The organism is Streptomyces sp. NPDC092296 (assembly GCF_044755465.1).
GTDB lineage: Bacteria > Actinomycetota > Actinomycetes > Streptomycetales > Streptomycetaceae > Peterkaempfera.
Window position 1 is genome coordinate 50,749 of sequence record NZ_JBIVRB010000004.1, and the last position, 24,576, is coordinate 75,324.

Below are 24,576 nucleotides of genomic sequence, written 5' to 3' on the forward strand. Positions count from 1 at the left end.
GAGACGGTGGAACATGTGTGCTGAGGCCGCTGAAGTCGGATTGAAGGCTGACGACTTCGACGGCTCGGCTGCCGGAAGGTGGGCGAAGTCATGATCGGCAACCCTGAGGCGTCGCGGATCGTCGCTGTCTACCGCAAGGTGCTGCCCGAGCGTACCCGCTACCGGATATCGCAGCGTGTCGCACCCGAAGTCCGCGATCAGGTGAAGAAGAAGATCGCCAAGGTCGCGGTGGTCCCGCAGCAGATGGATCGGATACGCGTGCAGCGGGCCGTGCGCCGCCATCCGGCCCTCTTCACCGGTGACCGGGTGGCCGTCACCTACCGTCACCAGGCGCGCGCAGCCGTCGTCCACGACGACCTCACCCCGCTGCTCGCCCGCCGGGAGAACCTCGACGCGGTGGTCCAGGCACTGGAAGACGCTGGTGTCGACTACTTCTGCGTCCGCGGCCTCCACGACCGTGCCAGCACGGTTGCGATCGCTGAGAGCGACCGCCGGGAGGCGATCCGCGCGCTGATCGAGCTCTGTGAGCGAACGGCCGGCTATGTCGGACTGTTCCCCCGCGACAGTCAGGAGACGCTGTTCGACGAGCCCGGCTTTGAGTCGGCCGTCTGGCGGAAGGCCGCCGAAGCGCCCGTGCTGCGGCTCAGCTGGTACCACACCGATCCGAGCAGGCGCCTGGTGCTGGGTCTCCCCTACGGTTGCGACGTCGAGTTCTGGGCCGAGCAGGACGGCTGGCTCCAGGCCCCCCGCGCGAACCGGGTCACCGATCTGCTGGCCGGTGACGCCCCGGCGGTCGAGGTGTCCGACAGCCTGTTCACCCGGCTGGCGCCGGTGGGGCGGGACCCGCTGCCGCCGGTGCGGACCCGGGCGGAGTTCACCGGTCCCCGTCCCGATGATGTGGACTTCCCGATCGACGTGGTCTACACCTGGGTGGACGGCTCCGATCCCGAGTGGCTGCGCCGCCGCGCCCAGGCGGCCGGCGAGGCGTACCACGCCGAGGCCGCCAACGCGGCCCGCTACCTCAGCCGTGACGAGCTGAAGTACTCGCTGCGCTCGCTGCGGATGAACGCGCCGTGGGTCCGGAACATCTACCTGGTGACGGACGACCAGGTGCCACGCTGGCTGGACACCTCGGTGCCGGGGCTGAAGGTGGTCAGCCACAAGGAGATCTTCAGCGATCCCAGTGTGCTGCCGACCTTCAACTCGCACGCCATCGAGAGCCAGCTGCACCACATCGACGGCCTGGCCGAGCACTTCCTCTACTTCAACGACGACATGTTCCTGGGCCGCGAGGTGACCCCGCAGGACTTCTTCCACGCCAGCGGGCTCACCAAGTTCTTCCCCAGCCCGGCGAACGTCCCGCAGGGCGAGATCTCCGAAGACGATGTGCCGGTGTCGGTGGCGGGCAAGAACAACCGGGAGCTGATCGAGAACCGGTTCGGCACCGTGCTCACCCAGAAGATGAAGCATGTACCGTACCCGCTGCGGCGCAGCGTGCTGTACGAGATCGAGTCGGAGTTCGCGGAGCGGCACAGCGCCACCATGGGCAACCGCTTCCGCAGCCTGAACGACCTCTCCATCGCCTCCTCGCTGCACCACTACTACGCCTTCCACACCGGCCGGGCGGTCCCGGGCAGCGTCCGCTACATGTACGTGGATCTGGCGCTGCCCGACACCCCGGCGCGGCTCGGCCGACTGCTGGCCAACCGCGACCGGCATACCTTCTGCCTCAATGACACGGTCTCCACGGAGTTCGACCTGGAGAGCCAGCTCGAACTGCTGGGACCGTTCCTCGACTCCTACTTCCCCGTGCCCAGCCCCTTCGAGCGAGAGGCCAGACGATGAGCCCCGCCGGGAATGCCGATGCCTCCCGAGTCGTCGCGGCCTACCGCAAGGTGCTGCCGCAGCGGACGCGCTACCGGATAGCGCAGCGGATCACGCCGGAAATGCGTGACCAGGTCAAGAAGCGGATCGCCGGGATCGCGGCGGTCCCCCCGCAGGTCGACCGGATGCGGGTGCAGCACGCCATGCGCCGCCGCCCGGAGCTGTTCACCGGCCCGGACCGGACGGCCCTCTCCATCCGGCACCACCCGCGAGTGGCCTTCCTGCACGCCGACCTCACTCCGCTGCTGGCCCGCGCCGAGAACCTTGCCGCCGTGACCGGGGCCTTCGAGCAGGAGGGCATCGACTACTTCTGCGTCCGGGGCCTGTCGGATCGCGCCAGCGTGGTCGCGGTAGCGGTCAAGGACCGCCCGCAGGCGATCCGTGCCCTGGCGCGGCTCTGCCGCCGGAAGCCCGGTTATGTCGCGGTCGCGCTCTCCAACAGTGCTCGCGAGCCCCGCTATGACGAGCCCGGCTATGAGCCGGGAGTGTGGCGCCGGGCGGTGCAGGCCGTCGCGTTGCGGATGACCTGGTACCACACCGAGCCTGGTGAGCAGCTGGTGCTGGGCCTCCCCTACGGTTGCGACGTCGAGTTCTGGGCCGAACAGGACGGGCGGCTCAAGGCCCCCCGCCGCAACCGCGTCACCGACGTGGTCCCGGCCGAGGCCCCGGCGGTCGAGGTGTCCGACAGCCTGTTCACCCGGCTGGCGCCGGTGGGGCGGGACCCGCTGCCGCCGGTGCGGACCCGGGCGGAGTTCACCGGTCCCCGTCCCGATGATGTGGACTTCCCGATCGACGTGGTCTACACCTGGGTGGACGGCTCCGATCCCGAGTGGCTGCGCCGCCGCGCCCAGGCGGCCGGCGAGGCGTACCACGCCGAGGCCGCCAACGCGGCCCGCTACCTCAACCGTGACGAGCTGAAGTACTCGCTGCGCTCGCTGCGGATGAACGCGCCGTGGGTCCGGAACATCTACCTGGTGACGGACGACCAGGTGCCGCACTGGCTGGACACCTCGGTGCCGGGGTTGAAGGTGGTCAGCCACAAGGAGATCTTCAGCGATCCCAGTGTGCTGCCGACCTTCAACTCGCACGCCATCGAGAGCCAGCTGCACCACATCGACGGCCTGGCCGAGCACTTCCTCTACTTCAACGACGATGTCTTCCTCGGCCGGGAGACCGTCCCCGGCGACTTCTTCCACGCCAACGGGGTGACCAAGTTCTTCCTGTCCTCGGCACTGGTGCCGATGGGCGAGCCGGGCGGTGACGATGTCCCGGTGTCGGTGGCGGCCAAGAACAACCGGTCGCTGATCCAGGACCGGTTCGGCACCGTGCTCACCCAGAAGATGCGGCATGTGCCCCACGCGTTGCGGCGCAGCGTGCTGTACGAGATCGAGTCGGAGTTCGCGGAGCGGCACAGCGCCACCATGGGCAACCGCTTCCGCAGTCTGGACGACCTGTCGGTCGCCTCCTCGCTGCACCACTACTACGCCTTCCACACCGGCCGCGCCGTGCCCGGCCGGCTGCGGTACGCCTATGTGGACCTCTCCGCCGTCGACACCGGCGAGCGGCTGGCGGAGATGCTGGGCAGTCGTGACCGGCACACCTTCTGCCTCAACGACACCGTCTCGACCGAGCAGGACCTCGAAGGCCAGCTCGGTCGGCTGGAGCCCTTCCTCCAGGCGTACTTCCCGATTCCGACGCGGTACGAGAAGCACTGACGGCCCGCCCACTCCTTGACACGTGCAGCCGGGGCCGCAGCCCGCGACGGCCTGCGCCAACGACACTCGATGCGGACATCGCCATGCCGCTGAGACCATCCTGACCTTCGGAGCACCCATGGCCGCCGACGCCTACGAAGTGACGATCGTTGTACCGGTGTACAACGTTGAGGACTACCTCCAGGAATGTCTGGACTCCCTTGCCGCACAGACCGTCTTCGACAAGTGCCAGATCGTCCTCGTCGACGACGGGAGCACCGACAGCTCCGGCGTGATCGCCAAGCAGTTCGCTGAGCAGCACGGCAATGTGCTGCTGCACGTCCAGGAGAACCACGGGCTCGGGGCGACCCGCAATATCGGCATGGGGCTCGCCCAGGGCCGCTACATCACCTTCTGCGACTCGGACGACATCCTTCCCGAGGACGCGATCGAGAGCCTGTGGCGGGCCATCGTCGAGTTCGGCGCGCCGATCTCCTTCGGCTACATGGAGACCTTCCCCCGGAAGACCCCGCGCAGCTGGCGGCAGTACTTCGGTGACGGCGACAAGCTGCTGAGCGGGCTGGGCGAGGTACCCGAGCTCATCCTCAACACCAGCGCCTGCAACAAGCTGTTCGACCTGGCCTTCGTGCGGGAGAAGGGGCTGCGCTTCGCTGAAGGGGTGCACTTCGAGGACGCCTTCTTCGTCATCCCCGCGCTGCTGGAGGCGTCCGGGCTGGCGCTGGTCGACAAGACCGTCTACCTGTACCGCAAGCGTGAAGGCGGCGGCTCCATCATGGACGCCTTCTTCACCCGGGACCAGAACTACTGGGACCACCTCACCCTGGAGCAGGAGCTCTCCAAGCTGCTGCCCCAGCTGGACGAGGTGAACCGCGAGGCGCTTGAGCGCTACATGGTCCGCAGCTACCAGGGCTTCGTCATGCGGGCCGGCGCCCGGTTCGAGGAGGAGGAGCTGCGGCGGCTGTTCGCGATCTGCCGGGAGACCTACCGCGATGTGGCGGTGGAGAACATCCTGGCGGCGGCGAAGGACACCCTGCACCGGATCGGCTTCGCCGCCATCCTGATGGACGACTTCGAGCTGTACGCGCGACCCGGCGACCTGATCAGCTCCGTCTACGCGGACGACGGCCAGTTGTACCTGGAGTACCCGGTCCCCGACGAGATCCGTCCGCTGATGAAGGTCGACTGGACCTCCGCGACGGTCGAGCAGGTACTGCTGCGCCCGGAGCTCAAGGCCGTGGAGATCGCGGGCCACTTCCAGATCAACGGCCTGCGACTGCTGAAGCCGCTGGGCACCCAGCTCTCGGTCCGGGTGCGCGGCAGCGGCATCACCGAGCGGGCGGAGTGCGTGCTGCGGCACGACCGCAAGACGCTGGTCGAGGGCGAGCCGCAGTGGTCCGGCTTCTCCGGTCTGGTCCCGCTGAAGAAGCTGCGCGAGGGTACACACGACCTCCGCCTGGTCTTCGACACCCCCAGCGGCCAGACGTCCCGGATGTGCCGGATCTCGGTCGGCGCGCTGCGCGGTGCCAAGACCCTGTCCGCCGGAAACCGCCGGATGGTGGTGCTCTGGGGAGAGGGCGGCGGCGCGTCGCTGATGGTTCGGCAGGGCTCGGGCGGCGCGGAGGCGGCCAAGCGCTGGCAGCGGGAGCTGGCCCGCAAGGACCTCAAGCACGCCTTGCAGCGCAAGCCGTTCGCGCTGGCCCGGCTGGTCCGGCTGGCCACCCGCCCACTGGTCCGGAACAAGGACATCTGGATCGTCGGTGAGCGGCGCGACACCGCACAGGACAACTCGCTGCACCTGTTCCGCCACCTGCGCAAGGTGGTCCACAAGCGGGACGCCTACTACATCATCGAGAAGGGCAGCAAGCAGCGCTCCCGCCTCAACGGCTTGGGCAATGTGGTGAACCACGGCTCGCTGCGGCACAAGTTCCTGATGCTGCACGCATCGGCCCTGATCAACTCGTACGACATCGATGCCTATATGCTGCCGCGCGGCTGGGACCGGATGGAGTACCTGCGGCACCTGAAGTGGCGTACCGCGCCGCGCCGCATCTTCCTCCAGCACGGTGTGATCCACACCGATGTGTCCGGGGTGCTGCACCGGGCCCGGACCAACCACGACCTCTTCGTGGCCAGTGCGGAGCCGGAGCGCGCCTACATCGCGGACGACCTGCAGTACGGGGATGGCGTCAAGACCGTCGGACTGCCCCGCTATGACGCGCTGGTGCCCGACCGGGGCCACCGCAAGGTGCTCTTCATGCCGACGTGGCGGACCTGGCTGGCCTCGCCCTCGTCCGCCCAGGGGGCGATCGCGGCTGCCGCGCGGTTCGAGGGCTCGGCCTTCCACACCTTCATGGCGGAGCTGTTCGCCAGCGAGACATTGCGGGACGCGCTGACCCGCAACGGGTACACCTTCGAGTTCCTGCCGCACTATGAGATGCACGAGCTCACCCGGCATATGCTGCCCGAGGGCGACAGCCGCTTCCGCTTCGTGGACCAGACCACCACTGCCGTGCAGGACGCGCTCCGGCAGTGCGACCTGTTTGTGACCGACTGGTCCTCGGTGGCGTTCGATGTCGCCTATCTCGGTACGCCGATGGTCTACGCCCAGTTCGACGCGGAGGAGTTCTGGTCCGGTCGGCACTACCGCAAGGGATACTTCGACGCCCGGGAGCAGGGCTTCGGTCCCGTCGCGGCCACGGTGGAGGAGACCGCCGACGCCATCGCCCGCTATCTGGACGGCGGGTGCGTCCGGGAAGCGGAGTACACGGCCCGTGCGGAGGCGTTCTTCCCGCACCGGGACCAGAACAACTCCGCTCGCGTCATCCAGGCGATCAACGATCTGACCAGCGGGAAGACCAAGCCGCCCAGGACGTGAGCCGGTAGCCGCGCGCAGCGAAGGGACCGGGAATCGGAACGGCGACTCCCGGCCCCTTCGCGTGGCGTGGGCAGCGCCCGTTCAGCCGGCCGTCGGCGAGACGGCGGCCGTCGGCGGCTCCTTGGCGGTCCGCCGCAGTCCGTCGACCCAGAGCACGGTGCCGAGCACCGGCGGAATCCAGGCGAGCAGCCAGAGGCGCTCCACCTCGGAGGCGACCGGGTGCGCCGCGGCGGAGGCCAGGCCCACCAGCGTCATGGCCAGGCAGAGCCAGCCGACGACCGGCGCCGTCCGGCGGACCAGCGCCCAGCCGGCCAGCGCGGTGCAGGCGAGGAAGAGCGGGTTCAGTGCCTGCGTCACGACCCAGTGCGGCCAGTACCGGAGGTTGAGCTCCAGGAGCCGGTGCCATGGATCGGAGACGGCCGGGCCGTCGAAGTGGTCGGTGAAGGTGTCCTGCAGTGTCTCAGCGGTGCCGGGGAGCGACCACAGGGCGATCGCGGCCGCGTTGGCAGCGGTGACGCCAAGTGAGATCACGGCGAAGAGCAGGACGTTCCGGCTGCGCCGCCGGTGGAGCACGATCAGGGCGAGCCCGGCTGCGGTGAATCCGGCCGCGAGCATCATCGCTGTCGAGTACTTGGTCAGCGAGAGCACCGCGAAGGAGCCGACCAGCGTGGCGACACCGGCCCGGAGCCGCCCGTTGACCACCCACCAGGCGCCCAGCACCGCCCCGAGCGCGCACACGCTGACCAGCCCCTCGGAGAGCGGCCGCATACTCCAGTAGGTGATCGGGCTCGCCAGGTAGAAGATCTGTCCGCCCAGGGCCGCTGCCGGGGAGGCGCCGATCGCCCGTAGCAGGAACAGCGCCAGCAGCGAACCCGCCAGTGTGATCAGCAGATTGGTGACCCACATTCCGGGCAGCACGCCCAGCAGTGCGACGGCGGGTGCGACCACCAGCGGATAGCCGGGCCTGGTGTCGAAGATCCGGTCGAACCTCGGCGACGACGGGCTCAGACCGTTCGGAAGCTGCTGCACGCAAGCCTGGTACTGCTCCTGCCGCTGCGACGGCCGGCCGTAGGTGGCAGGGTCCAGGTCCAGGGTCTGCTGGCCACGGGCGGTCCGGTTGGCGCAGTACGCCTTGACCGACTCCGCCTGCGCGTCCGCCCTGGAGTGCCCCAGGATCTGGAGCGCGCCGCGTGCGTAGCGGTAGGAGTCATTGCTGTAGTTCATCCCGGAGTACCCGGCCACCTGGAGCAGGCTGAACAGCACTGCCACCAGGCAGGGCGCCAGGAGCAGCGCCCGTGACCGGGCCCGGCCCGCTCCGGGGGCACCGGCTGCGGGGGCGGGCTCACGGGCGGCCGTCTCGCGCGGCGGCACGGTGGACATCGGCACAGGGGAATCCTTCGCTCGGGAGACTCGTGGGATCGTACACAGCCCGAAATCCCGTTCCCCATGGTGCGTCTGCGCTGAGCCGCGACCGGGCCGGGGTCTCCGCAGGCCCGGTCCGCCCTCGGACCCGGGCCCGGGTCCGAGGGCGGCGGGGGTCAGGAGGCGTTGGCCGCCACGCGGAAGTGGCAGTTGGCGGTGATGGCCGAGGTGGTGCCGCTGCTGTCGATGGTCCTGGTCCGCCAGCCGTAGAGGTGGCCCGGGAGGAGTGCCGACGGCATGGGCACCGAGACCGTGCCGTCACCGGTCACCAGGGCGCTGGTGGAGTTGGCGTCGCCCAGCACGATGGGCTGGGGCTGCGAGGGGTCGGTGTCGTCCCAGATCGAGAACTGGCCGGCCACCTGCTTCTGGTCGTCCGTGTCGCTCACCCGGGCCTGGAGCCGCGGCCGCAGGGTGTTCACCGTGCCGTAGGGGCCGTTGGAGCCGCAGCCGGGGTCGGCGGGGCCGGTGGCGGCGGGCACGGTGGTCTGCAGGGCCGGGGGCATCGGCACCGCCCTGCCCGCCGTGGTGCCGTACAGCGGCGCGTGGTCGGAGATCCCGGCGGGCTGCGTGGTGCTCGCGTAGTTGGCCTGGTCGGCCAGCTGCGTCCAGGAGTCGCACTGGGTGAAGCCGGCGGTGCCGAAGATGTAGTCCAGCTTGCCCGGGTCGTAGGTCATGGAGGTGACGACGCCGTTGGCACCGGTGGGCTTGGGGGTGAAGTGGGTGGGCTCGTTGGCGGCGTCGCCCGAGGCGTACGAGGTGGCGTCGCACTCGGAGAACCTGGCATACAGCGGCTTGAGGTTGCCCGTCGAGCTCGCCGGATAGGAAGAGTTGAAGTCGCCGCCGACCACCACGTCGGAGTCGCCCGCGATCACGGTCAGCACCTTGGAGACCTCGGCGCTGAGGTCGGCCTTCTTCGCGGGCATGTGCAGCCCGCAGACCCGGCTGCGCCAGCCGTCGACCCGGACGCAGAGCAGCTTCGACTGCGCGGAGTCGGCCGTCCAGGGGGCGAGTTCGGTCGCCACCTGTTCGGTGATGTGCCCCTTGACCGCCACCGCGATCCCGAGTGTGCCGTGCAGGGTGCCCCGGCAGTCGGTACGGCCGCCGGGGCGCTCCATGGGCGTCCAGGCGAACTCCCACAGCGGGCTCGCGGCGTGCAGTTGCTGGGCGAGCAGGTCCAGATGGCTGTCGTGCTGGGCGGCGTCGAAGCAGACCTCCTGCAGCAGCAGCGCGTTGATGTGCTTCTGCGCCACGGCCTGGCTGATGGTGTCCGCCTTGTGCTGCGGGTCGTTGCGGTACGGGCAGTACCCCTGGTCGAGCGGGGTGGCGCCGCCGGCCTCGCCACAGATGTTCCAGGTCATGACCCGCAGTGACTCGGGGGCCGTGGCGGCGGAGGCGGTGCCCGCCGCGCCGGTCGGTCCGAAGGAGAAGAGCAGGAGCAGGGCCAGGAAGGCCACCACCACGGGAGCTCGGCGGATTGGGGAGTGGATCATCTGATGCCTCTCTGTCGGTGTGCCGGCGTGGGTGGGGCCGGCCGGGCCCGCGACTCGGTGGAGTCGATGGCTGACGGGGCATCATAGGCACGGACGTTCGATTCGACCGACCGGATTTTGCTGGGCCAGGTATCCGCCGCCGGTCGTCGTGTGGCGGGCGTCACCGCGCTCCGGGTACATCCATCCGCCCAGGTCGGCTGTCCAACGGGGCGGGACACGGTCTCCGAGGTGCCCCGCCGGACCTGCTGAACACCAGTCGGCTCTCCCAAGCCTCAGGACGCTCATGACATCGCATGCCGTACTCGGCCGACCCGTGGGTGAGGCCGTGGGGTCCGGTGACGGCGGTCGGGGGCGGGGCCGGGCGTGGGCGGTGGTGGCCGTCGTGGTGGCGGTGATGCTGGCCGCCGGGTTCTGGGGGCTGGACCGGGGGTCGATGTGGCGGGACGAGTCCGCCACCTATGACGTGGCGCACCGCAGTGTCCGGCAGATCCTGGCGATGGTGCGTCATGTGGACGCCGTACACGCCGTCTACTACCTCTTCATGCATCTGTGGCTGCTGCCGGGCGGCGGCGAGGTGTGGATGCGGGTCCCGTCGGTGCTGGGGATGGCTGCCGCCGCCGGGCTGGTCGCGGCGCTGGGGGCGCGGCTGTGGCGGCCGAGGGTGGGCCTGGTGGCCGGGCTGCTGTTCGCCGCGACGCCGCTGGTGACCTTCTACGCCCAGGAGGGCCGCTCGTACGCGATGGTGTGCGCGGGCGTGCTGCTGGCGACGTACTGCCTGGTGCGGGCGGTGGAGACCGGTGGGCGGTGGTGGGCCGGGTACGCGGTCGCGGTGCCGGCCGCCGCGCTGCTGCACGAGTTCGCGGTGCTGGTGCTGCTCGCCCACGGCGCGGCGCTGCTGCTGGCGCGGACGCCGCGCGCGGTCTGGCGGCGCTGGGGGATCGCGGCGGCGGTCAGCGGCGTGCTGCTGGCACCGTTGGCGCTGTACTCCAAGCAGCAGTCGGGCCAGGTCGGCTGGTTGCAGCGGCCGGACTGGGCGGCCGTCTGGCAGTTGGTGCGGCTCTTCGCCGGACCGGTGACCGGGGTGGTCGTCGGGGTGCTGGTGCTCGCGGTGGTCGGCCTGGTCCCGGGTCCTGGTCGGCCGGAGCGCGGCCGGCTGACCGTGGCGGCGGTGGCCGGCCCGCTGGCCGTACTGCCGCCGGCCGCCCTGCTGCTGGCCTCCCAGCAGCAGCCGATGTACCACGAGCGGTACGTGCTCTACGCGCTGGCCGGTCTGCCGCTGCTGGCCGCCGCCGGGCTGGAGCGGATCGCCGCCCTGCTGCCGGGGCGGTGGCCGGCCGCACTGCTCGCCGGGCTCGCGGTGGCCGGGGCCGTACTGCCGCAGCTGCCGGAGCAGCGGGCGGCGCGGACGCTGGAGTCGCGCCCGGATGACCTGGCGGGCGCCGCGCGGGCGGTGCGGGCCGGGGCGCAGCCGGGGGACGGGGTGGTCTTCCTGGCGCGCAACTACCGGGCGGCCTGGCTGGCGTACCCCGGCGACTTCCGCGGCCTGGACGATGTGACGCTGGCGGTCGGCCCGCTGTGGTCGGCCGGCCTCCGGGGCGAGGAGCGCAGCCCGCGCCGGACCAGGCAGGCCATCCTCGCCAAGTCCCGGATCTGGCTGGTGGGCCGCGCCGGGCTCTCCCCCCGGGGCGCACCGGCCGCCATCGACCGGCTGGCGGTGCTGGACGAGCACTTCCGGGTGGCCGAGACCGTCCATCTGCACGGCCTGGAAGTCCGGCTCTACCTGCGCAGATGACGGTCGGCCAGCCGATGGGTCGGTCAGCCGCGGGCGTAGCGGGCCTCGGCCTGCCAGAACCAGGTGAAGCCCACGACGGCGGTGAGCAGGGCCCAGCCGGCGGCGACGGCCCAGGTCCAGAGGGGGATCGGCGGGTAGGAGTCGAGCAGGGCGCCACGGATGAGTTCGAGGTAGACGGCGCCGGGGTTGAGCTTCAGCAGCAGGGCGACCGGGGTCGGGGCGTGCCGGGTGACGGTGTCGATGCTGTACATCACGCCGCAGCTGTACATCCAGGTGCGCATCACGAACGGGACCACCTCGCCCAGGTCGCGCACGGTGGCGACGACCCGGGCGAGGACCAGGGCCAGGCCGACGTTGAAGAGGGTCTGCAGGGCCAGGGCGGGGATCGCCAGCAGCCAGGCGGTGGTGAGCGGTTCGCCGGTGGCGAGCACGATCACGCCGACCACCAGCAGCGACATCACCAGCTGCTCCAGCTGCACCAGCACCGCCGCCAGCGGCAGGCAGGCCCGGGGGAAGTGGGCGGCGCGGATGAGGTCGAGCCGGTCGGCGACCGACTTGCCGCCGGTGGTGACGGACTCGCGGGTGTAGGTGAAGACGAAGATGCCGATGCAGAGGAACGAGATGTAGTTGCCGGTGCCGGTGTTGTGCTTCTGCTGGAGCAGCAGTCCGAAGATCAGGTAGTAGACGGCGATGTTGAGGACCGGGGTGAGCACCTTCCACAGCTGGCCGAGCCGGGCGTCCCCGTACATGGTGGAGAGCCGTGCCTGCGCGTACGCGGTGGTGAAGTGCCGCCGCCCCCACAGCAGCCGCAGATAGGCGGGCAGCGGCGGCCGGGCGCCCGGCCGGACCAGGCCGTGGCGGGCGGCGAACGCGGCCAGTGCGGCGGGGTCGGCCGGGGCCGGGGTGCCGGAACCGGGGAGGGCGGGGCGGGTCGCGGCGGGGGCTGGGGTCATCAGGCGGTCACCGGGGAGATCGTTTCGAGGCCGTGGCGGCTGCGGGCGGAGGTGCTGACGTCGGTGAGGAAGCTGAGCGAGCGCGCGGAGGCGGTCGGGGTGAGCCAGTCCGCCCGCACCGGGCAGATCTTCATCCGCACCCCGGTGCCGGCCAGGACCAGCGGCAGGGTGTGCACCACCGTGGACGGGAAGCTCAGCAGGGTGGCGGCGACCGGGCCGCGCCGGGCCTCGATCTCCAGCGGCAGCCCCGGCCGGACGATCTCGGCGCCGGTGGCGTCCGCGATCCGCCGCAGCTTGTCGGGGTCCTCCCGGCGGTGCGCCAGATAGCGGCCGACGCCGTGCTCGGCGGCCAGCCGGGTGACCGTGTCCAGATAGCGTTCCGCGGTGACGACGCCGGTCTCCACCAGCGAGCTGCCCAGCAGGTCGGCGCCGGGCAGCACCGCCGGGGGACCGAAGCGGGCCCGGGTCCAGGCGTACTGGTTGGCGCTGCCGGTGGCCCCCGGCGGCGGGTCGACCGCGAGCGAGCTGAACAGGTCCAGTCGGCGGCGCGGGCCCGGCCGCAGCAGCCGGGCCGCCCGGACGGCGGCGGCCGGCGGCCGGCCCTCGCGGTGCCAGCGGACCAGCGGACGGCCGGCGGCGAGCAGGCCGACCAGCTCCACGGTGGCCGTGCCGTCGTCCACCACCACCAGCTCGGCGGCGCGGGAGAGCGGCAGCAGCGCCTGGACCAGGCCGGAGAAGGGGTCCCCCAGCAGCAGCCGGGGGGCCAGCGCGACCCGGGGCGCCAGTGCGGCCAGCGAGCGGGCCCGGTCCACCCCGGCCAGCCAGCGGCCGCGCGACCGGGCGGCCGCGGATGCCGCCTGGGCGGGCACGGCGGAAGCGGCCGACACGGCGGAGGCGGCAGACACGGCGGAGGCGGCGGCACGCGGGTCGTACGCGGTCACCGGGACGCCCTCGGCGCGGGCCAGCTCGGCCAGCGCGGCCAGCTGGCCCCGGGTGACCGGGTCGCGCGGCTGGAGGACGGCGACGGAGAGCGGCCCGGGGTCGGCCTGGGCGGCGGCGGGGCGGCCCTCGCCCCGGTCGGGCCGCGACGCGTACCGGTGCGCCCACTCCAGCGCGTTCAGCAGCTGGGCGGGGCTCTCGACCAGGGCGAGGGTCCGGGTCACGCGGGGACGACCGCCTCGGCGGCACCCTGCACCCGGCGCAGCTTGCGCATGGCGGCCAGCTCGCCGTCGTACACCTTCTTGACGCCGTCCCCGAGCGACCGCTCGATCACCCGGATGTCGCGGACCAGCCGCTGGAGGCCGCCCGGCTCCACCGAGGCGGCCTGGTCGGAGCCCCACATGGCGCGGTCCAGGGTGATGTGCCGCTCGACGAAGACGGCGCCGAGCGCGACCGCCGCCAGGGTGGTCTGCAGGCCGATCTCGTGGCCGGAGTAGCCGATCGGGATGTTGGGGTACTCGCGCTCCAGGGTGTGCAGCATCCGGAGGTTGAGCTCCTCGGCCGGGGCCGGGTAGGTGCTGGTGGTGTGGCAGAGCAGGGTGTTCTCGCTGCCCAGCACCTCCACCGCGTGGCGTATCTGGCGCGGGGTGGACATCCCGGTGGACATGATCACGGTGCGGCCGGTGGCCCGCAGCGCCCGCAGCAGGTCGTCATCGGTGAGGCAGGCGGAGGCGACCTTGTGGGCGGGCAGGTCGAACTGCTCCAGGAAGTCCACCGAGGGCACGTCCCACGGCGAGGCGAACCAGTCGATGCCGCGCTTGCGGCAGTGGGTGTCGATGGTGCGGTACTCGGCCTCGCCGAACTCGACGCGGTGCCGGTAGTCGATGTACGTCATCCGGCCCCACGGGGTGTCGCGCTCGATCTCCCACTGGTCGCGGGGGGTGCAGATCTCCGGGGTGCGCTTCTGGAACTTGACGGCGTCGCAGCCCGCGTCGGCGGCGGCGTCGATCAGGGCGAGGGCGTTCTCCAGCTCGCCGTTGTGGTTGATGCCGATCTCGCCCACCACGTAGACGGGGCGGCCGGGCCCCGCCTGGCGGGCGCCGAGGGTGCGGGTGCGGTCGGTGCTCATGGGGGAGGGTGTCCTTTCGACGGTGCTGTGCGGTGCCGCGGGGGCGGCGGGGTGGGAAGTCCGTACGGTTGCGGGTGCGGGCGGGTCGATCAGCGGGGCCAGCGCGCGGGCGCGGGCCAGGTCGGCGGGCTCGTCGATCTCCAGCAGCCGCGCCGGGTCGGTACGCACCGGGGTGACGCGGCCGAAGAAGCGGTGCCGGGCGGTACGGAAGCCGCCGACCCGCACGGCGTATCCGGCGCCGGTCTCCAGCAGGTCCTCCGGCCGGTCCTGCCGGCGCGGCCGGGACCGGCTGTCGTGGTTGACGCCGACGGCGCCGTACGGGCGGTCGGGCAGCGGCGGGACCGGATCGGCGGCCTGGTCTGCGGCCGGGCCCTCGGCCAGGCTCGCGGCCGGGCTCGCGACTGGGCCCTCGACCGGGCTTTCGACCCGCCACAGGAAGCCGTGGAAGGGCGCGGCGGTGAAGGCGCTGTCGGCGCCGCCGTCCAGCACCGCCGTGACCAGGCCGCCGACCTCGCCCGCCGTGACGAACGGCGAGGTGCACTGCACCATCACCGCGACCTCGGCCGGTCCGCCGTGCCGGGCGGCCAGCTCGTCCAGGGCGTGCAGCAGGGCGGCCTCGCTGCTCGCGGTGTCACCGGCGAGCGCGGCCGGGCGGCGGACCACCTCGGCGCCGGCCGCCACCGCTGCGGCGGCGATGCCGTCGTCGTCGGTGGAGACGGCGACCAGGTCGACGCCGGACGCCGCCAGGCAGGCCCGCACCGCGCGGACCACCAGCGGTACGCCGCCGACCGGGGCGAGGTTCTTGCCGGGGACGCCCTTGGAGCCGCCGCGCGCCGGGATGACGGCGACGACGCGGGGGGCCGGGGGACGGGGGGTCATCTCGGGGTGCTCCGGGGAGTGGGGTTGCCTGGTGGGATGGGGTTGCCTGGTGGGATGGGGTTGCCTGGTGGGATGGGGATGGTTCGGGGCCTGGGGGTTCGCGGGGCGGCGGGTCACAGCCGACCCCAGCGGCGGATCGCCGGGGCGACGTGCTGCACGCCCAGCCGGTAGGCGCCGCGCGCCCCCTGGGCGAGCGCCCGCCGGACGGCCCGGCGCGGCCCGCTGTCGTCGCCGGGGGTGCGGGCGGCGGTGGGCAGCGGGGTGCCGTCCGGCGCCAGGCCGTAGCGGGCCAGTACGCCGGGCAGGTAGGCGGGGGCGTTGCCCGGCGTGTAGTACGGGGCGGGCGGCGGCAGCGCGGGCAGCGCGCGCAGTTCCGCGACCCGCTTGCGCAGCTCCTCGTACGGCGCCGGGTCCAGGACGCCCTGGTCGCGCAGCCAGTCCTGGTCGGCGGTGGGCAGCACTCCGGCGTCCAGCTGCTCCCAGGAGGTGATGCAGCCGGAGCCGGTGAAGTAGTGGTTGCCCAGCGGCTCGCGCACCCCGGCGTCGCTGAGCACCGCCGTGGGGATGCCGCGCCGCAGCGACTCCAGCGCGGCGGTGGAGCTGACGGTGACCATCAGGTCGATCCGGTCCAGCAGCTCGCCCATGTTGCCGTACACCAGCTCGCAGTTGACCGGCAGTGGGCGCCCCAGCCGGGCGGTCAGCCGCTGGTACGGGTGCTCCTCCAGGTGGGTGGTGTGCTCACCCGGGCGGCTGCGCAGTTTCACCAGCACCCGGCGCTCGGGGTGCAGTTCGGCGTGGCGGGCGCAGCGCTCCAGCAGGTGCAGCCGGGCGTCGCGCGACTCCGGTACCGAGGGCTGGGCGGCGAAGCAGACGGTGAACGGGCGGTTCTCCGAGGGCCGGTAGCGGTCGTCGGTCCCGGCCAGGAACGGCAGGGCGGCGCGCACCACGCTGCCGGTGTCGACGCCCAGCGGCCCGTACAGGTCGCGGAAGCGGCGGGCGTCGAAGGCGCTGTTGGCCAGCACCACATCGGCGCCGGCCCGCAGCAGCAGACCGTCCGCCAGCTTCTCGTAGACCACCCCGACATAGCCGGTGACCAGCACCGGGCGGCGTTCGCGGCCCTGCCAGGCGCGGCCCAGGCCGTGCAGCAGCGCCTGCACCCCGCCGCCGACCAGGGCCAGCACCACGACGTCGGCCTCGGCGTCGCCGTGCTCCGGGTCGCCCAGCTCGGCCAGGAAGTCCGCGACCGTGGTCTCCCGCAGCGAGGCGGGCGCCACTCCGACCTCGGCCAGCTGGCGCGCGGTGGGGGTGGCCCGGCCGCGCAGCAGCCGTCCGTGCACTTCGGCCCCGCCCGGCGGGCAGAGCTGTCCGGCCAGCAGGGCGCCCCATTTCCAGCGGGTGTCCGAATCGGCCAGGACGACGATACGCATGGATGCTCCGGTTCTCTTCGACCCCGGTGAGCATAGGGATTCCACGGTGGCAGTCGAAGGACGCTGCGGGGGCGATCAGCGAAATACGGGATGGCCGCTCGGTGAACGCGCTTGAGGCGGTTATCCGGTATTCCTGAATTCATGGTGGCCGTCCGCTGCCCGATTGGTGAACATCACTCGAACATCGTACGAACACCATGGTCACGGGGGGTACGGGCTTCCGCCGGATGTACGAAGCCCGGTAGAGTCCGCGACGGACCGGACCGGGCGGGGCGGGCGGTGATCGCGCCGGAACGCGATATGCGGACCCATTCTCGGCGACCCGGAACAATCCCGGGGAATCCGCCACGGCCCGGCCGAAGACGCGCCCACGGGCATGCAGGAGCGAATCACGTGAAGCTGTCGGTCATCGTCCCTTTCCACAATGTACGGCCCTATGCGCCGGACGCGTTGCGCAGCCTGGCCGCCAATGCCCGGCCGGAGTATGAATTCGTCCTGGTCGACGACTGCTCGACGGACGGCACCCATGAGCTGCTGGCGTCCTGGGCCACCGGCCGGCCGGGCGTGCGGCTGATCCGGCACGAGCGCAACCTCGGCATCTCCGCGACCCGCAACAGCGGCATGGCCGCCGCCGACGGCCGCTACCTCACCTTCCTGGACGGCGACGACTGGTACGCCCCCGGCCATCTGGACCGCCTGGTGGCCGCGATCGAGGAGTTCGGCTGCGACTTCGTCCGCACCGACCACGTCCGCTCCACCGGCCACCGGCGGGAGATCCACCGGGCGCCCGAGGCCCGCCGGGACGAGGTGCTCGACCCCCGGGACAGCATCCTGCCCGCCGACCGCAGCACCATGGTCGACTACCCGTACTCCTGGGCCGGGATCTACCACCGGCGGCTGCTGGAGCGCGGCGTGCTCCGCTTCGACGAGGACCTGCGCACCGCCGAGGACCGGCCCTGGGTGTGGCGGCTGCACCGCTCCGCCGAGTCGTACGCCGTCACCGGTCTGCGCGGCGTCTTCTACCGGCGGGCGGTGGCCACCTCGCTCACCCAGATCGGTGACGCCCGGCAGCTGGACTTCGTCCCGGCCTTCGACCTGCTGCTGGCGGAGCTCGCCACCGACCCGGACGCCGAACTGCTGCTGCCCAAGGCCATCCGCACCTACCTCGCGGTGATCGTGCACCACCGCCGCAACGCCGACCGGCTCCAGCGCGGCGTGGCCCGCACCATGCGGACGCTCTGCGCCGACGCGCTGCGCCGGATGCCGCAGCACCACCTGGCGGAGGCGGTCGCCGCGCTGGACCCCGGCCGGGCCGCAGTGGTCCGCCGACTGCGCGGCAGCCTGACCGCGATGGCCGCCCGATGACCGCCGCCGGGCCCCCGAAGGAGAGCCGCCCCGCCGTGACCACGACCCCTGCCGGCCCCAGCCCCTCCGGTACGGCGCAGATCTTCGCCGCCTCCACCCTGTACGGCGCGGCCACCGTCTGCGCCGCGCTGGACGCCGGGCTGTTCGGGCCGCGCGCCGAGCACCGCCGCACCCTGCTGGTCTGCAACAACGCCGCCGTCCCCGAACTCGCGGTGCCGCTGGACCGCACCGACTCCTTCGCGGCGCTGCGCGACCGCTTCGACGACGTCCGCTCCTGGAACGCGGAGATCGAGCCCTACCACCCCAGCGGCTGGGCGCCCCGCGCCGAGGACGCCCCCATCCTCCAGCGGCTGATCCGGCGCTCCTGGGGCCTGGGCGACACCCCGGTCGAACTGGCCGTGGAGTCCATCCAGGTCAACCCGGCCCGCGCCATCACCGCCGTCTTCGACGAGGGCCCGGTGCATGTCTACGCCGACGGCCTGATGAGCTACGGCCCGACCCGCAACGCCCTGCCGTACCTGCTGCACGGCCGCATCCGCCGACTGCTCCACCTGGACCTGGTGCCCGGTCTGCGGCCGCTGCTGCTCTCCGAGTACGGCGTACCGGCGCAGACCGTGCCCGCCGACGGCTTCCGCGACGTCCTCGCCGCCGTCGGCCGGACGCTGCCGCCGCCCGAGCTGCCGCCCGGCCCCGACCCGGCGGGGCCCGGCTGCGCGCTGCTGCTCGGCCAGTACCTCTCCGCGCTCGGCCTGATCAGCGCCGACGAGGAGGAGGAGCTGCACGCCCGGATGGTGCGCGGCGCGGTCGCCGCCGGGTTCACCGACATCGTCTTCAAGCCGCACCCCAGCGCCCCGGCCCGGCTCTCCTCCGCCATGGAGAAGGCCGCCGCCGACGCCGGGGCGTGCCTGCGGGTGCTGGACGCGCCGGTGCTCGCCGAGACCCTGTTCGAGCGGCTGCGCCCGGCGCTGGTGGTCGGCTGCTTCTCCACCGGGCTGCTCACCGCCGCCGCCCTCTACGGGCTGCCGGTGGCCCGGGTCGGCACCGGGCTGCTGCTGGAGCGGCTGGCGCCGTACGAGAACAGCAACCGCGTCCCGGTGACCGTGGCGGACGCGCTGCTGCCCGACCTGGAGGCGCCCGACTTCACCCCGGAGCCGCCCGGCCCGGCGCTGGCCGGCGCCGCCGACCGGCTGGGCCCGCTGCTCGCCGCGGTCGGCCACTGCATGCAGGCCAAGGCATACCCGCACCTCGCGGCGGAGACCGCCGCCTGGCTGCGGGAGCACTACGGCCCGGACACCGCCCGCTACTTCAAGCGGCGGCGGCTCACCGCGCTGGGCCTGCCCGGTGGCCTGCCGGCCGGGCTGCCCACCGGGGCGCGGCTGCTGAAGAAGTCACCCCTGGTACGCCGGGTGGTGCGCCAGGCACGGGCCCGGAAGGAGCAGAGCCGATGACGCAGACCGTGCCGCCGCAGGCCGTACCGCAGGCCGTACCGCAGGCCGCGCAGCCGGCCGCCGCCGCCGACCGGCCGGCCCGCCGGAGCGGGCGGCTGCGGGCGCTGGACGGGCTGCGGCTGGTGGCCGCGCTGATGGTCTGCGCGTACCACTACGGCGGCCGGGACGGTGCCGTGCAGCAGGCGTGGGGGCGGTCGCCGAAGGAGCTGTTCCCGGCGCTGCACGGCGCCTTCTCCTACGGCTGCCTGGGGGTGCAGGTCTTCTTTGTGATCAGCGGCTTTGTGATCTGCATGTCCTCCTGGGGGCGCACCCTCAAGGAGTTCTTCGCCTCCCGGGTCTCCCGGCTCTACCCGGCGTACTGGTTCGCGGTCCTGCTGGTCACGGCGGTGTTCGCGCTGCGGCCGGTGGTCGCCCAGCCGCTGCCGCCGGCCGAGGTGCTGGTCAATCTGACGATGATGCAGCAGCCGATGGGGTCCGGCCGGGTGCTCGGGGTGTGCTGGACGCTCTGGGTGGAGGCCCGCTTCTACCTGCTGTTCGCGCTGGTGGTGTGGAAGGGCGTGACCTACCGCCGCGCGGTGGGGTTCTGCGCGGTCTGGCTGGTCGCCTCGGTGCTGGCGGCGGGGATGGGGCAGCCGGTGGTGGACCTGGTGGTGATGCCCGAGTACGCGCCGTTCTTCATCGGCGGTCTGGCGCTCTACCTGGTGCACCGGTTCGGCGGCGGCCCGGTGCTGTGGGCGGTGGTCGCGATGAGCTGGGGCCTGGGGCAGTACCAGGCCGTCCGGGGGCTGGTCGCGCCGGCGGGCACCGATGTCTTCCACCACCGCTCGGCCTGGGTGGTGGTGGCCGTGGTCACCGCGGGCTATCTGGTGGTGGCGGTGGTGGCGCTGGGGTGGCTGGACCGGGTCGACTGGCGCTGGCTGACCGTCGCGGGCGCCCTCACGTACCCGTTCTACCTGGTGCACGAGCATCTGGGCTGGGCGGTGATCGAGGTGCTGCACCGGCGGCTGGGGTACTCCGCGCCGGTGACCTTCGGTGCGACGGTCGGCGGGATGCTGCTGCTCGCCTGGCTGGTGCACCGGCTGGTGGAGCGGACGCTGGGGCCCCGGCTCAAACGGGCACTGCTGCGGCCGGTGGCGGCGGGCTGACCGGCGCGCCGGGGCGCGGGGCGGCGGCACTTCCGACAAAATGCCCATAACGGACAGAAGGCCCCCGAATCGAAGGTCGCCCCCGTGGACTCCTCGCCGCGCCGCACCCGCTCCGCACGGCTGCTGCCCGCCGTGGCCGCAGGCCTCGCCCTGACGGCTGCGGCGGCCTGCACCAGCGGCTCGGCCACCCCCGCCGGGAGCACCACCCAGGCGGTGACCGGCGCCCCGGCGGCCCCCGCGCCCTCCACCGCTCCCTCCTCCTCGGGGCCCGGCAGCGCCGACCAGTTGCAGAACGACTACCAACGGGTGGTGAAGGCCGTCCTGCCGTCCGTGGTGCAGATCGACACCCCGAGCGGGCTGGGCAGCGGCATCGTCTACGACAACCAGGGCGACATCGTCACCAACGCCCATGTCGTCGGCACCGCCAAGAAGTTCGCCGTCACCCTCGCCAACAGCGAGAAGACCCTGGCCGCCACCCTGGTCGGCAGCTACCCGGCGAGCGACCTGGCGGTGATCCGGCTGACCGCGCCGCCCGCCGGGCTGCGGCCCGCGTCCTTCGCGGACAGCGGCAAGGTCCAGGTGGGGCAGATCGTGCTCGCCATGGGCAACCCGCTGGGCCTGTCCAGCAGCGTCACCCAGGGCATCGTCTCCGCCGTCGGCCGTACCGTCTCCGAACCCGGCAGCGGCAGCGCGCCCGGCGCCACCATCCCGGACATGGTGCAGACCTCGGCCTCCATCAACCCCGGCAACAGCGGCGGCGCGCTGGCCGACCTCGACGCCCAGGTGATCGGGATCAACACCCTGGCCGCCGTCGACGAGGACCTCGGCGGCGCCGCCCCGGGCATCGGCTTCGCCATCCCCAGCTCCACCGTCACCCGGATCGCCGACCAACTGATCAAGAACGGCAAGGTCACCGACAGCGGTCGCGCCGCGCTCGGTGTCACCGTACGCACCGTGCTGGGCAGCCCGCCGGACTTCGCCCCGGCCGGGGCCGCCGTGGTCTCGGTGGTCGGCGGCGGGCCCGCCGCCAAGGCGGGGCTGCGGGCGGGCGACATCATCACCGGGCTCGGCGGCACCCCGGTGGACAGCGCCGACGCGCTCACCGGGGCACTGGCCGGGGAGTCGCCCGGCGACCGGGTGTCCGTCGCCTACAGCCGGGGCGGCCAGAACCGGACCACCCAGGTCACCCTGGGCACCCTGGGGAGCGGCTGACCCCTTCCGAACCACCTCCGGCCCGGGCCGGCGGCCGCCGTGCACACCCGCGCAAGGGATCGCACCGCAGGCCGCCGCGCCCCGGGGCCCGTGGACCGGCGCCGGTCCACAGGCCCTGTGGCCGGGGCGCGCCCGCTGCCTGTGCGCGCCCCGGCCCTTCTCGTACGCCGTCCCGTACTCCGGTGCTCAGCTCTCGGTACGGGTGTGCCAGGGGAGTTCGACGGTGATGGTGGTGGGGCCGCCGTGGGGGCTGTGGATCATGAAGACGCCGTCGACGGCGCGGATGCGGTCGGCGAGTCCGGCGAGGCCGCCGCCGGGGGTTTCGGTGGCGCCGCCGGTGCCGTCGTCGCGGATTTGGAGCATGAGGCGGTCGTGGGAGCGCCAGAGGTCGACGGTGGCGGTGTGGGCGTGGGCGTGTTTGGAGGTGTTGGTGAGGAGTTCGCTGACGGTGAAGTAGGCGATGCCTTCGATGGAGGGGTCGGGTCGGGTGGGGAGGTCGACGGTGACGCGGACGCCGCCGGGGGCGGTGCAGCGGGTGGCGACGGAGGAGAGGGCGGCGTCGAGGCCTCGGTCGGTGAGGATGGCGGGGTGGATGCCTCGGGCGAGGTCGCGGAGTTCTTGGAGGGCGAGTTTGACTTCGCCGTGGGCGGCGTCGACCATCTGGGCGGCGGTTTCGGGGTCTTCGGTGAGTTTTTCCTTGGCGAGGCCGAGGTCCATGGCGAGGGCGACGAGTCGGGCTTGGGCGCCGTCGTGGAGGTCGCGTTCGATGCGGCGCAGGTCGGCGGCGGCGGTGTCGACGACGGTGCCCCGGTCGTCCTCCAGCTCCCGTACCCGCTCCGACAGCGACGACGGCGACAGCAACGACCCGACCAGCGCCCGGTTGACGCAGGTCAGGCCGTGGATCAGCCAGGGAGTGCCGAAGAACAGCACCACGCCGAGCGCGCAGACCCCGGCGATCTCGGGGACGCTGTCCAGGTAGACCTCCGGCCGCCCGCCCGGCCCGTCCCCGTACAGCTGCAAGCCGGGCTGGTGCACCCAGGTCGGGAAGACCCACTGGTAGGCGGGGTAGGCCAGCATCGCCCAGCCGCACGCCCAGAGGACCAGCGAGACGGTGAAGCCGAAGACGCTCCACGGCAGCAGCAGCACGCAGTACAGCACACTGCGCCAGCCCACGCCGTCCTTGAGCACCGCGCCCAGCCAGCCCATCAGACCGGGGCGGCTCGGCCGCAGCGGGGCGGGCCGGGCGATCCGCACATCCAGCAGGGCGGCGGCGCGGCCCCGCTCCAGCGCGCCCCAGCCCCGGGCCCCGGCGACGGCGGCGGCCAGCACCGGCAGGCCGAGGAAGGTGACGGCCAGGCCGAGGCCCAGGCTGATCATCACCACGACGTAGCTGAAGCAGGCGACCGCGATCGGGAGGTCCAGCAGCAGGTGCAGGAACTCCTTCCAGGTGCGGGCCGCGAAAGGCGCCCCCAGCAGGCCCGGGGCGCGGCGCACGCTGCCGCCGTGCTCCGTGCTCCCCCGGGGGTGTCCGGTGGCTGCCATGTTCTCGATCACGGTGACCGTCCTTCTGCGCGGGTGCTGCTCTGACACTTCCCAGCCTGGCGGCCGGAGCGGTCGGCCGGTATGGGGCGGCTCGGCGTCTTGGGGGTGGGGTTCTCCCTACCTTCCGGCGGGTGCTGCTCCGCTGGTCAGCGTCGGGTGTCCGCGTGGGTGTGCCAGGGGAGTTCGACGGTGATGGTGGTGGGGCCGCCGTGGGGGCTGTGGATCATGAAGACGCCGTCGACGGCGCGGATGCGGTCGGCGAGTCCGGCGAGGCCGCCGCCGGGGGTTTCGGTGGCGCCGCCGGTGCCGTCGTCGCGGATTTGGAGCATGAGGCGGTCGTGGGAGCGCCAGAGGTCGACGGTGGCGGTGTGGGCGTGGGCGTGTTTGGAGGTGTTGGTGAGGAGTTCGCTGACGGTGAAGTAGGCGATGCCTTCGATGGAGGGGTCGGGTCGGGTGGGGAGGTCGACGGTGACGCGGACGCCGCCGGGGGCGGTGCAGCGGGTGGCGACGGAGGAGAGGGCGGCGTCGAGGCCTCGGTCGGTGAGGATGGCGGGGTGGATGCCTCGGGCGAGGTCGCGGAGTTCTTGGAGGGCGAGTTTGACTTCGCCGTGGGCGGCGTCGACCATCTGGGCGGCGGTTTCGGGGTCTTCGGTGAGTTTTTCCTTGGCGAGGCCGAGGTCCATGGCGAGGGCGACGAGTCGGGCTTGGGCGCCGTCGTGGAGGTCGCGTTCGATGCGGCGCAGGTCGGCGGCGGCGGTGTCGACGACGGTGCCCCGGTCGTCCTCCAGTTCCCGTACCCGCTCCGACAGCGACGACGGCGACAGCAACGACCCGACCAGCATCCGGTCCACCACCGCCAGGCTGCGCACCACCCAGGGCAGCACCGGCCAGCCGACGATCAGTACGGTCAGCGCCACGGTGAAGGTGAAGACGCCCCAGGGCAGCAGCACCACGAAGTACAGCACCGACCGCCAGCTCAGACCGTCGGACAGCAGCGCCACGCACCAGGCGGCGGCGCCGGGCCGCTTGGGCGCCAGCGGGCCCGGCTCGGGGACCTGCTCATCCAGCAGGGCCCTGGCCCGTGCCCGCTCCACCACGGCCAGCGCGCGGCAGCCCAGCAGGGCGCAGGCCAGCAGCGGCAGGCCGACCACGGTCACCGCCAGGCCCACGCCCACCGACAGTGAGACGACCGCGAAGACGAACCCGACCAGGCCCAGCGGAAAGCTGAGCAGCAGATACAGCACCTCGGACCAGGTCTGCGCCCCGTAGAGGGCGCGCGGCCCGGCCGACCCGCCGCCGGGCGGCGCCGCCGTCTTCTCGGTGAGGCGCTGGGTGCCCTCCATGTCGCGTACCGTCCCT

16 protein-coding genes and 1 pseudogene are annotated in these 24,576 nt (G+C 72.6%); 8 read left to right on the forward strand and 9 right to left on the reverse strand.

Going from position 1 to position 24,576, the window contains the following annotated elements:
• The first annotated feature begins 90 nt into the window (after window positions 1–90).
• The 3 genes from ACIQGZ_RS13260 to ACIQGZ_RS13270 all read left to right on the forward strand — a co-directional run bounded on the left by ACIQGZ_RS13260 (window position 91) and on the right by ACIQGZ_RS13270 (window position 6,474).
• Window positions 91–1,845: a stealth conserved region 3 domain-containing protein gene (locus ACIQGZ_RS13260; RefSeq protein ID WP_402601549.1), complete on the forward strand. Its 1,755-nt coding sequence runs from the start codon at window positions 91–93 to the stop codon at window positions 1,843–1,845.
• Window positions 1,842–3,599 carry a stealth conserved region 3 domain-containing protein gene (locus ACIQGZ_RS13265; protein ID WP_402601551.1) on the forward strand — a complete coding sequence of 586 codons (1,758 nt, stop codon included), beginning with the start codon at window positions 1,842–1,844 and terminating at the stop codon, window positions 3,597–3,599. The genes ACIQGZ_RS13260 and ACIQGZ_RS13265 overlap by 4 nt, the downstream gene beginning before the upstream one ends.
• A gap of 118 nt (window positions 3,600–3,717) precedes the next feature.
• On the forward strand, window positions 3,718–6,474 hold the full coding sequence (locus ACIQGZ_RS13270) for a CDP-glycerol glycerophosphotransferase family protein (RefSeq protein WP_402601552.1): 2,757 nt from the start codon (window positions 3,718–3,720) through the stop codon (window positions 6,472–6,474).
• Between the two features lie 81 nt (window positions 6,475–6,555).
• On the opposite strand, the gene ACIQGZ_RS13275 is transcribed toward ACIQGZ_RS13270, so the two are convergent.
• Together ACIQGZ_RS13275 and ACIQGZ_RS13280 are read right to left on the reverse strand one after the other, a co-directional pair.
• Complete coding sequence (locus tag ACIQGZ_RS13275; protein WP_402601553.1) at window positions 6,556–7,860, reverse strand: hypothetical protein; 1,305 nt, start codon at window positions 7,858–7,860, stop codon at window positions 6,556–6,558.
• Window positions 7,861–8,012: 152 nt separating this feature from the next.
• On the reverse strand, window positions 8,013–9,386 hold the full coding sequence (locus ACIQGZ_RS13280; RefSeq protein WP_402601554.1) for an endonuclease/exonuclease/phosphatase family protein: 1,374 nt from the start codon (window positions 9,384–9,386) through the stop codon (window positions 8,013–8,015).
• A gap of 283 nt (window positions 9,387–9,669) precedes the next feature.
• Here ACIQGZ_RS13280 and ACIQGZ_RS13285 point away from each other — a divergent pair, with 283 nt between their 5' ends.
• Entirely contained in the window at window positions 9,670–11,178 is a 1,509-nt protein-coding gene (locus ACIQGZ_RS13285) for a glycosyltransferase family 39 protein (protein ID WP_402601556.1), read from the forward strand.
• A 23-nt stretch (window positions 11,179–11,201) separates the two neighbouring features.
• Here ACIQGZ_RS13285 and ACIQGZ_RS13290 read toward each other — a convergent pair whose 3' ends face one another.
• From ACIQGZ_RS13290 to ACIQGZ_RS13310, 5 genes and pseudogenes are all read right to left on the reverse strand, one after another.
• Complete coding sequence (locus ACIQGZ_RS13290; RefSeq protein WP_402601557.1) at window positions 11,202–12,131, reverse strand: ABC transporter permease; 930 nt, start codon at window positions 12,129–12,131, stop codon at window positions 11,202–11,204.
• The gene (locus tag ACIQGZ_RS13295) at window positions 12,131–13,294 is read right to left on the reverse strand and encodes a hypothetical protein (protein ID WP_402601559.1); all 1,164 of its coding nucleotides are present in this window, start codon (window positions 13,292–13,294) and stop codon (window positions 12,131–12,133) included. Before ACIQGZ_RS13295 ends, ACIQGZ_RS13290 begins: the two co-directional genes overlap by 1 nt.
• Complete coding sequence (locus tag ACIQGZ_RS13300; protein WP_402601962.1) at window positions 13,291–14,199, reverse strand: N-acetylneuraminate synthase family protein; 909 nt, start codon at window positions 14,197–14,199, stop codon at window positions 13,291–13,293. Before ACIQGZ_RS13300 ends, ACIQGZ_RS13295 begins: the two co-directional genes overlap by 4 nt.
• 483 nt (window positions 14,200–14,682) lie before the next feature.
• A pseudogene (locus ACIQGZ_RS13305) lies at window positions 14,683–15,078 on the reverse strand (cytidylyltransferase domain-containing protein); the annotation flags it as partial.
• Between the two features lie 113 nt (window positions 15,079–15,191).
• Entirely contained in the window at window positions 15,192–16,505 is a 1,314-nt protein-coding gene (locus tag ACIQGZ_RS13310; protein WP_402601560.1) for a DUF6716 putative glycosyltransferase, read from the reverse strand.
• A gap of 393 nt (window positions 16,506–16,898) precedes the next feature.
• On the opposite strand from ACIQGZ_RS13310, the gene ACIQGZ_RS13315 reads away from it, so the two are divergent.
• From ACIQGZ_RS13315 to ACIQGZ_RS13330, 4 genes are all read left to right on the forward strand, one after another.
• Complete coding sequence (locus tag ACIQGZ_RS13315; RefSeq protein ID WP_402601562.1) at window positions 16,899–17,870, forward strand: glycosyltransferase family 2 protein; 972 nt, start codon at window positions 16,899–16,901, stop codon at window positions 17,868–17,870.
• Complete coding sequence (locus ACIQGZ_RS13320; protein WP_402601563.1) at window positions 17,867–19,318, forward strand: polysialyltransferase family glycosyltransferase; 1,452 nt, start codon at window positions 17,867–17,869, stop codon at window positions 19,316–19,318. The genes ACIQGZ_RS13315 and ACIQGZ_RS13320 overlap by 4 nt, the downstream gene beginning before the upstream one ends.
• Entirely contained in the window at window positions 19,315–20,463 is a 1,149-nt protein-coding gene (locus tag ACIQGZ_RS13325; protein ID WP_402601564.1) for an acyltransferase family protein, read from the forward strand. The genes ACIQGZ_RS13320 and ACIQGZ_RS13325 overlap by 4 nt, the downstream gene beginning before the upstream one ends.
• 84 nt (window positions 20,464–20,547) lie before the next feature.
• Entirely contained in the window at window positions 20,548–21,675 is a 1,128-nt protein-coding gene (locus ACIQGZ_RS13330) for a S1C family serine protease (RefSeq protein ID WP_402601567.1), read from the forward strand.
• A 186-nt stretch (window positions 21,676–21,861) separates the two neighbouring features.
• Here ACIQGZ_RS13330 and ACIQGZ_RS13335 read toward each other — a convergent pair whose 3' ends face one another.
• Both ACIQGZ_RS13335 and ACIQGZ_RS13340 read right to left on the reverse strand, forming a co-directional pair.
• Window positions 21,862–23,217, reverse strand: a complete 1,356-nt coding sequence (locus tag ACIQGZ_RS13335) for a sensor histidine kinase (protein WP_402601964.1) — start codon at window positions 23,215–23,217, stop codon at window positions 21,862–21,864.
• Between the two features lie 146 nt (window positions 23,218–23,363).
• On the reverse strand, window positions 23,364–24,560 hold the full coding sequence (locus ACIQGZ_RS13340; protein ID WP_402601568.1) for a sensor histidine kinase: 1,197 nt from the start codon (window positions 24,558–24,560) through the stop codon (window positions 23,364–23,366).
• Window positions 24,561–24,576 lie beyond the last annotated feature (16 nt).

Bases quoted from the DNA above. Each gene is read 5' to 3' on its own strand.
- ACIQGZ_RS13260 (WP_402601549.1), top strand. From the start codon at position 91: ATGATCGGCAACCCTGAGGCGTCGCGGATCGTCGCTGTCTACCGCAAG.
- ACIQGZ_RS13265 (WP_402601551.1), top strand. From the start codon at position 1,842: ATGAGCCCCGCCGGGAATGCCGATGCCTCCCGAGTCGTCGCGGCCTAC.
- ACIQGZ_RS13270 (WP_402601552.1), top strand. From the start codon at position 3,718: ATGGCCGCCGACGCCTACGAAGTGACGATCGTTGTACCGGTGTACAAC.
- ACIQGZ_RS13280 (WP_402601554.1), bottom strand. From the start codon at position 9,386: ATGATCCACTCCCCAATCCGCCGAGCTCCCGTGGTGGTGGCCTTCCTG.
- ACIQGZ_RS13285 (WP_402601556.1), top strand. From the start codon at position 9,670: ATGACATCGCATGCCGTACTCGGCCGACCCGTGGGTGAGGCCGTGGGG.
- ACIQGZ_RS13290 (WP_402601557.1), bottom strand. From the start codon at position 12,131: ATGACCCCAGCCCCCGCCGCGACCCGCCCCGCCCTCCCCGGTTCCGGC.
- ACIQGZ_RS13300 (WP_402601962.1), bottom strand. From the start codon at position 14,199: ATGAGCACCGACCGCACCCGCACCCTCGGCGCCCGCCAGGCGGGGCCC.
- ACIQGZ_RS13310 (WP_402601560.1), bottom strand. From the start codon at position 16,505: ATGCGTATCGTCGTCCTGGCCGATTCGGACACCCGCTGGAAATGGGGC.
- ACIQGZ_RS13320 (WP_402601563.1), top strand. From the start codon at position 17,867: ATGACCGCCGCCGGGCCCCCGAAGGAGAGCCGCCCCGCCGTGACCACG.
- ACIQGZ_RS13325 (WP_402601564.1), top strand. From the start codon at position 19,315: ATGACGCAGACCGTGCCGCCGCAGGCCGTACCGCAGGCCGTACCGCAG.
- ACIQGZ_RS13335 (WP_402601964.1), bottom strand. From the start codon at position 23,217: ATGGCAGCCACCGGACACCCCCGGGGGAGCACGGAGCACGGCGGCAGC.
- ACIQGZ_RS13340 (WP_402601568.1), bottom strand. From the start codon at position 24,560: ATGGAGGGCACCCAGCGCCTCACCGAGAAGACGGCGGCGCCGCCCGGC.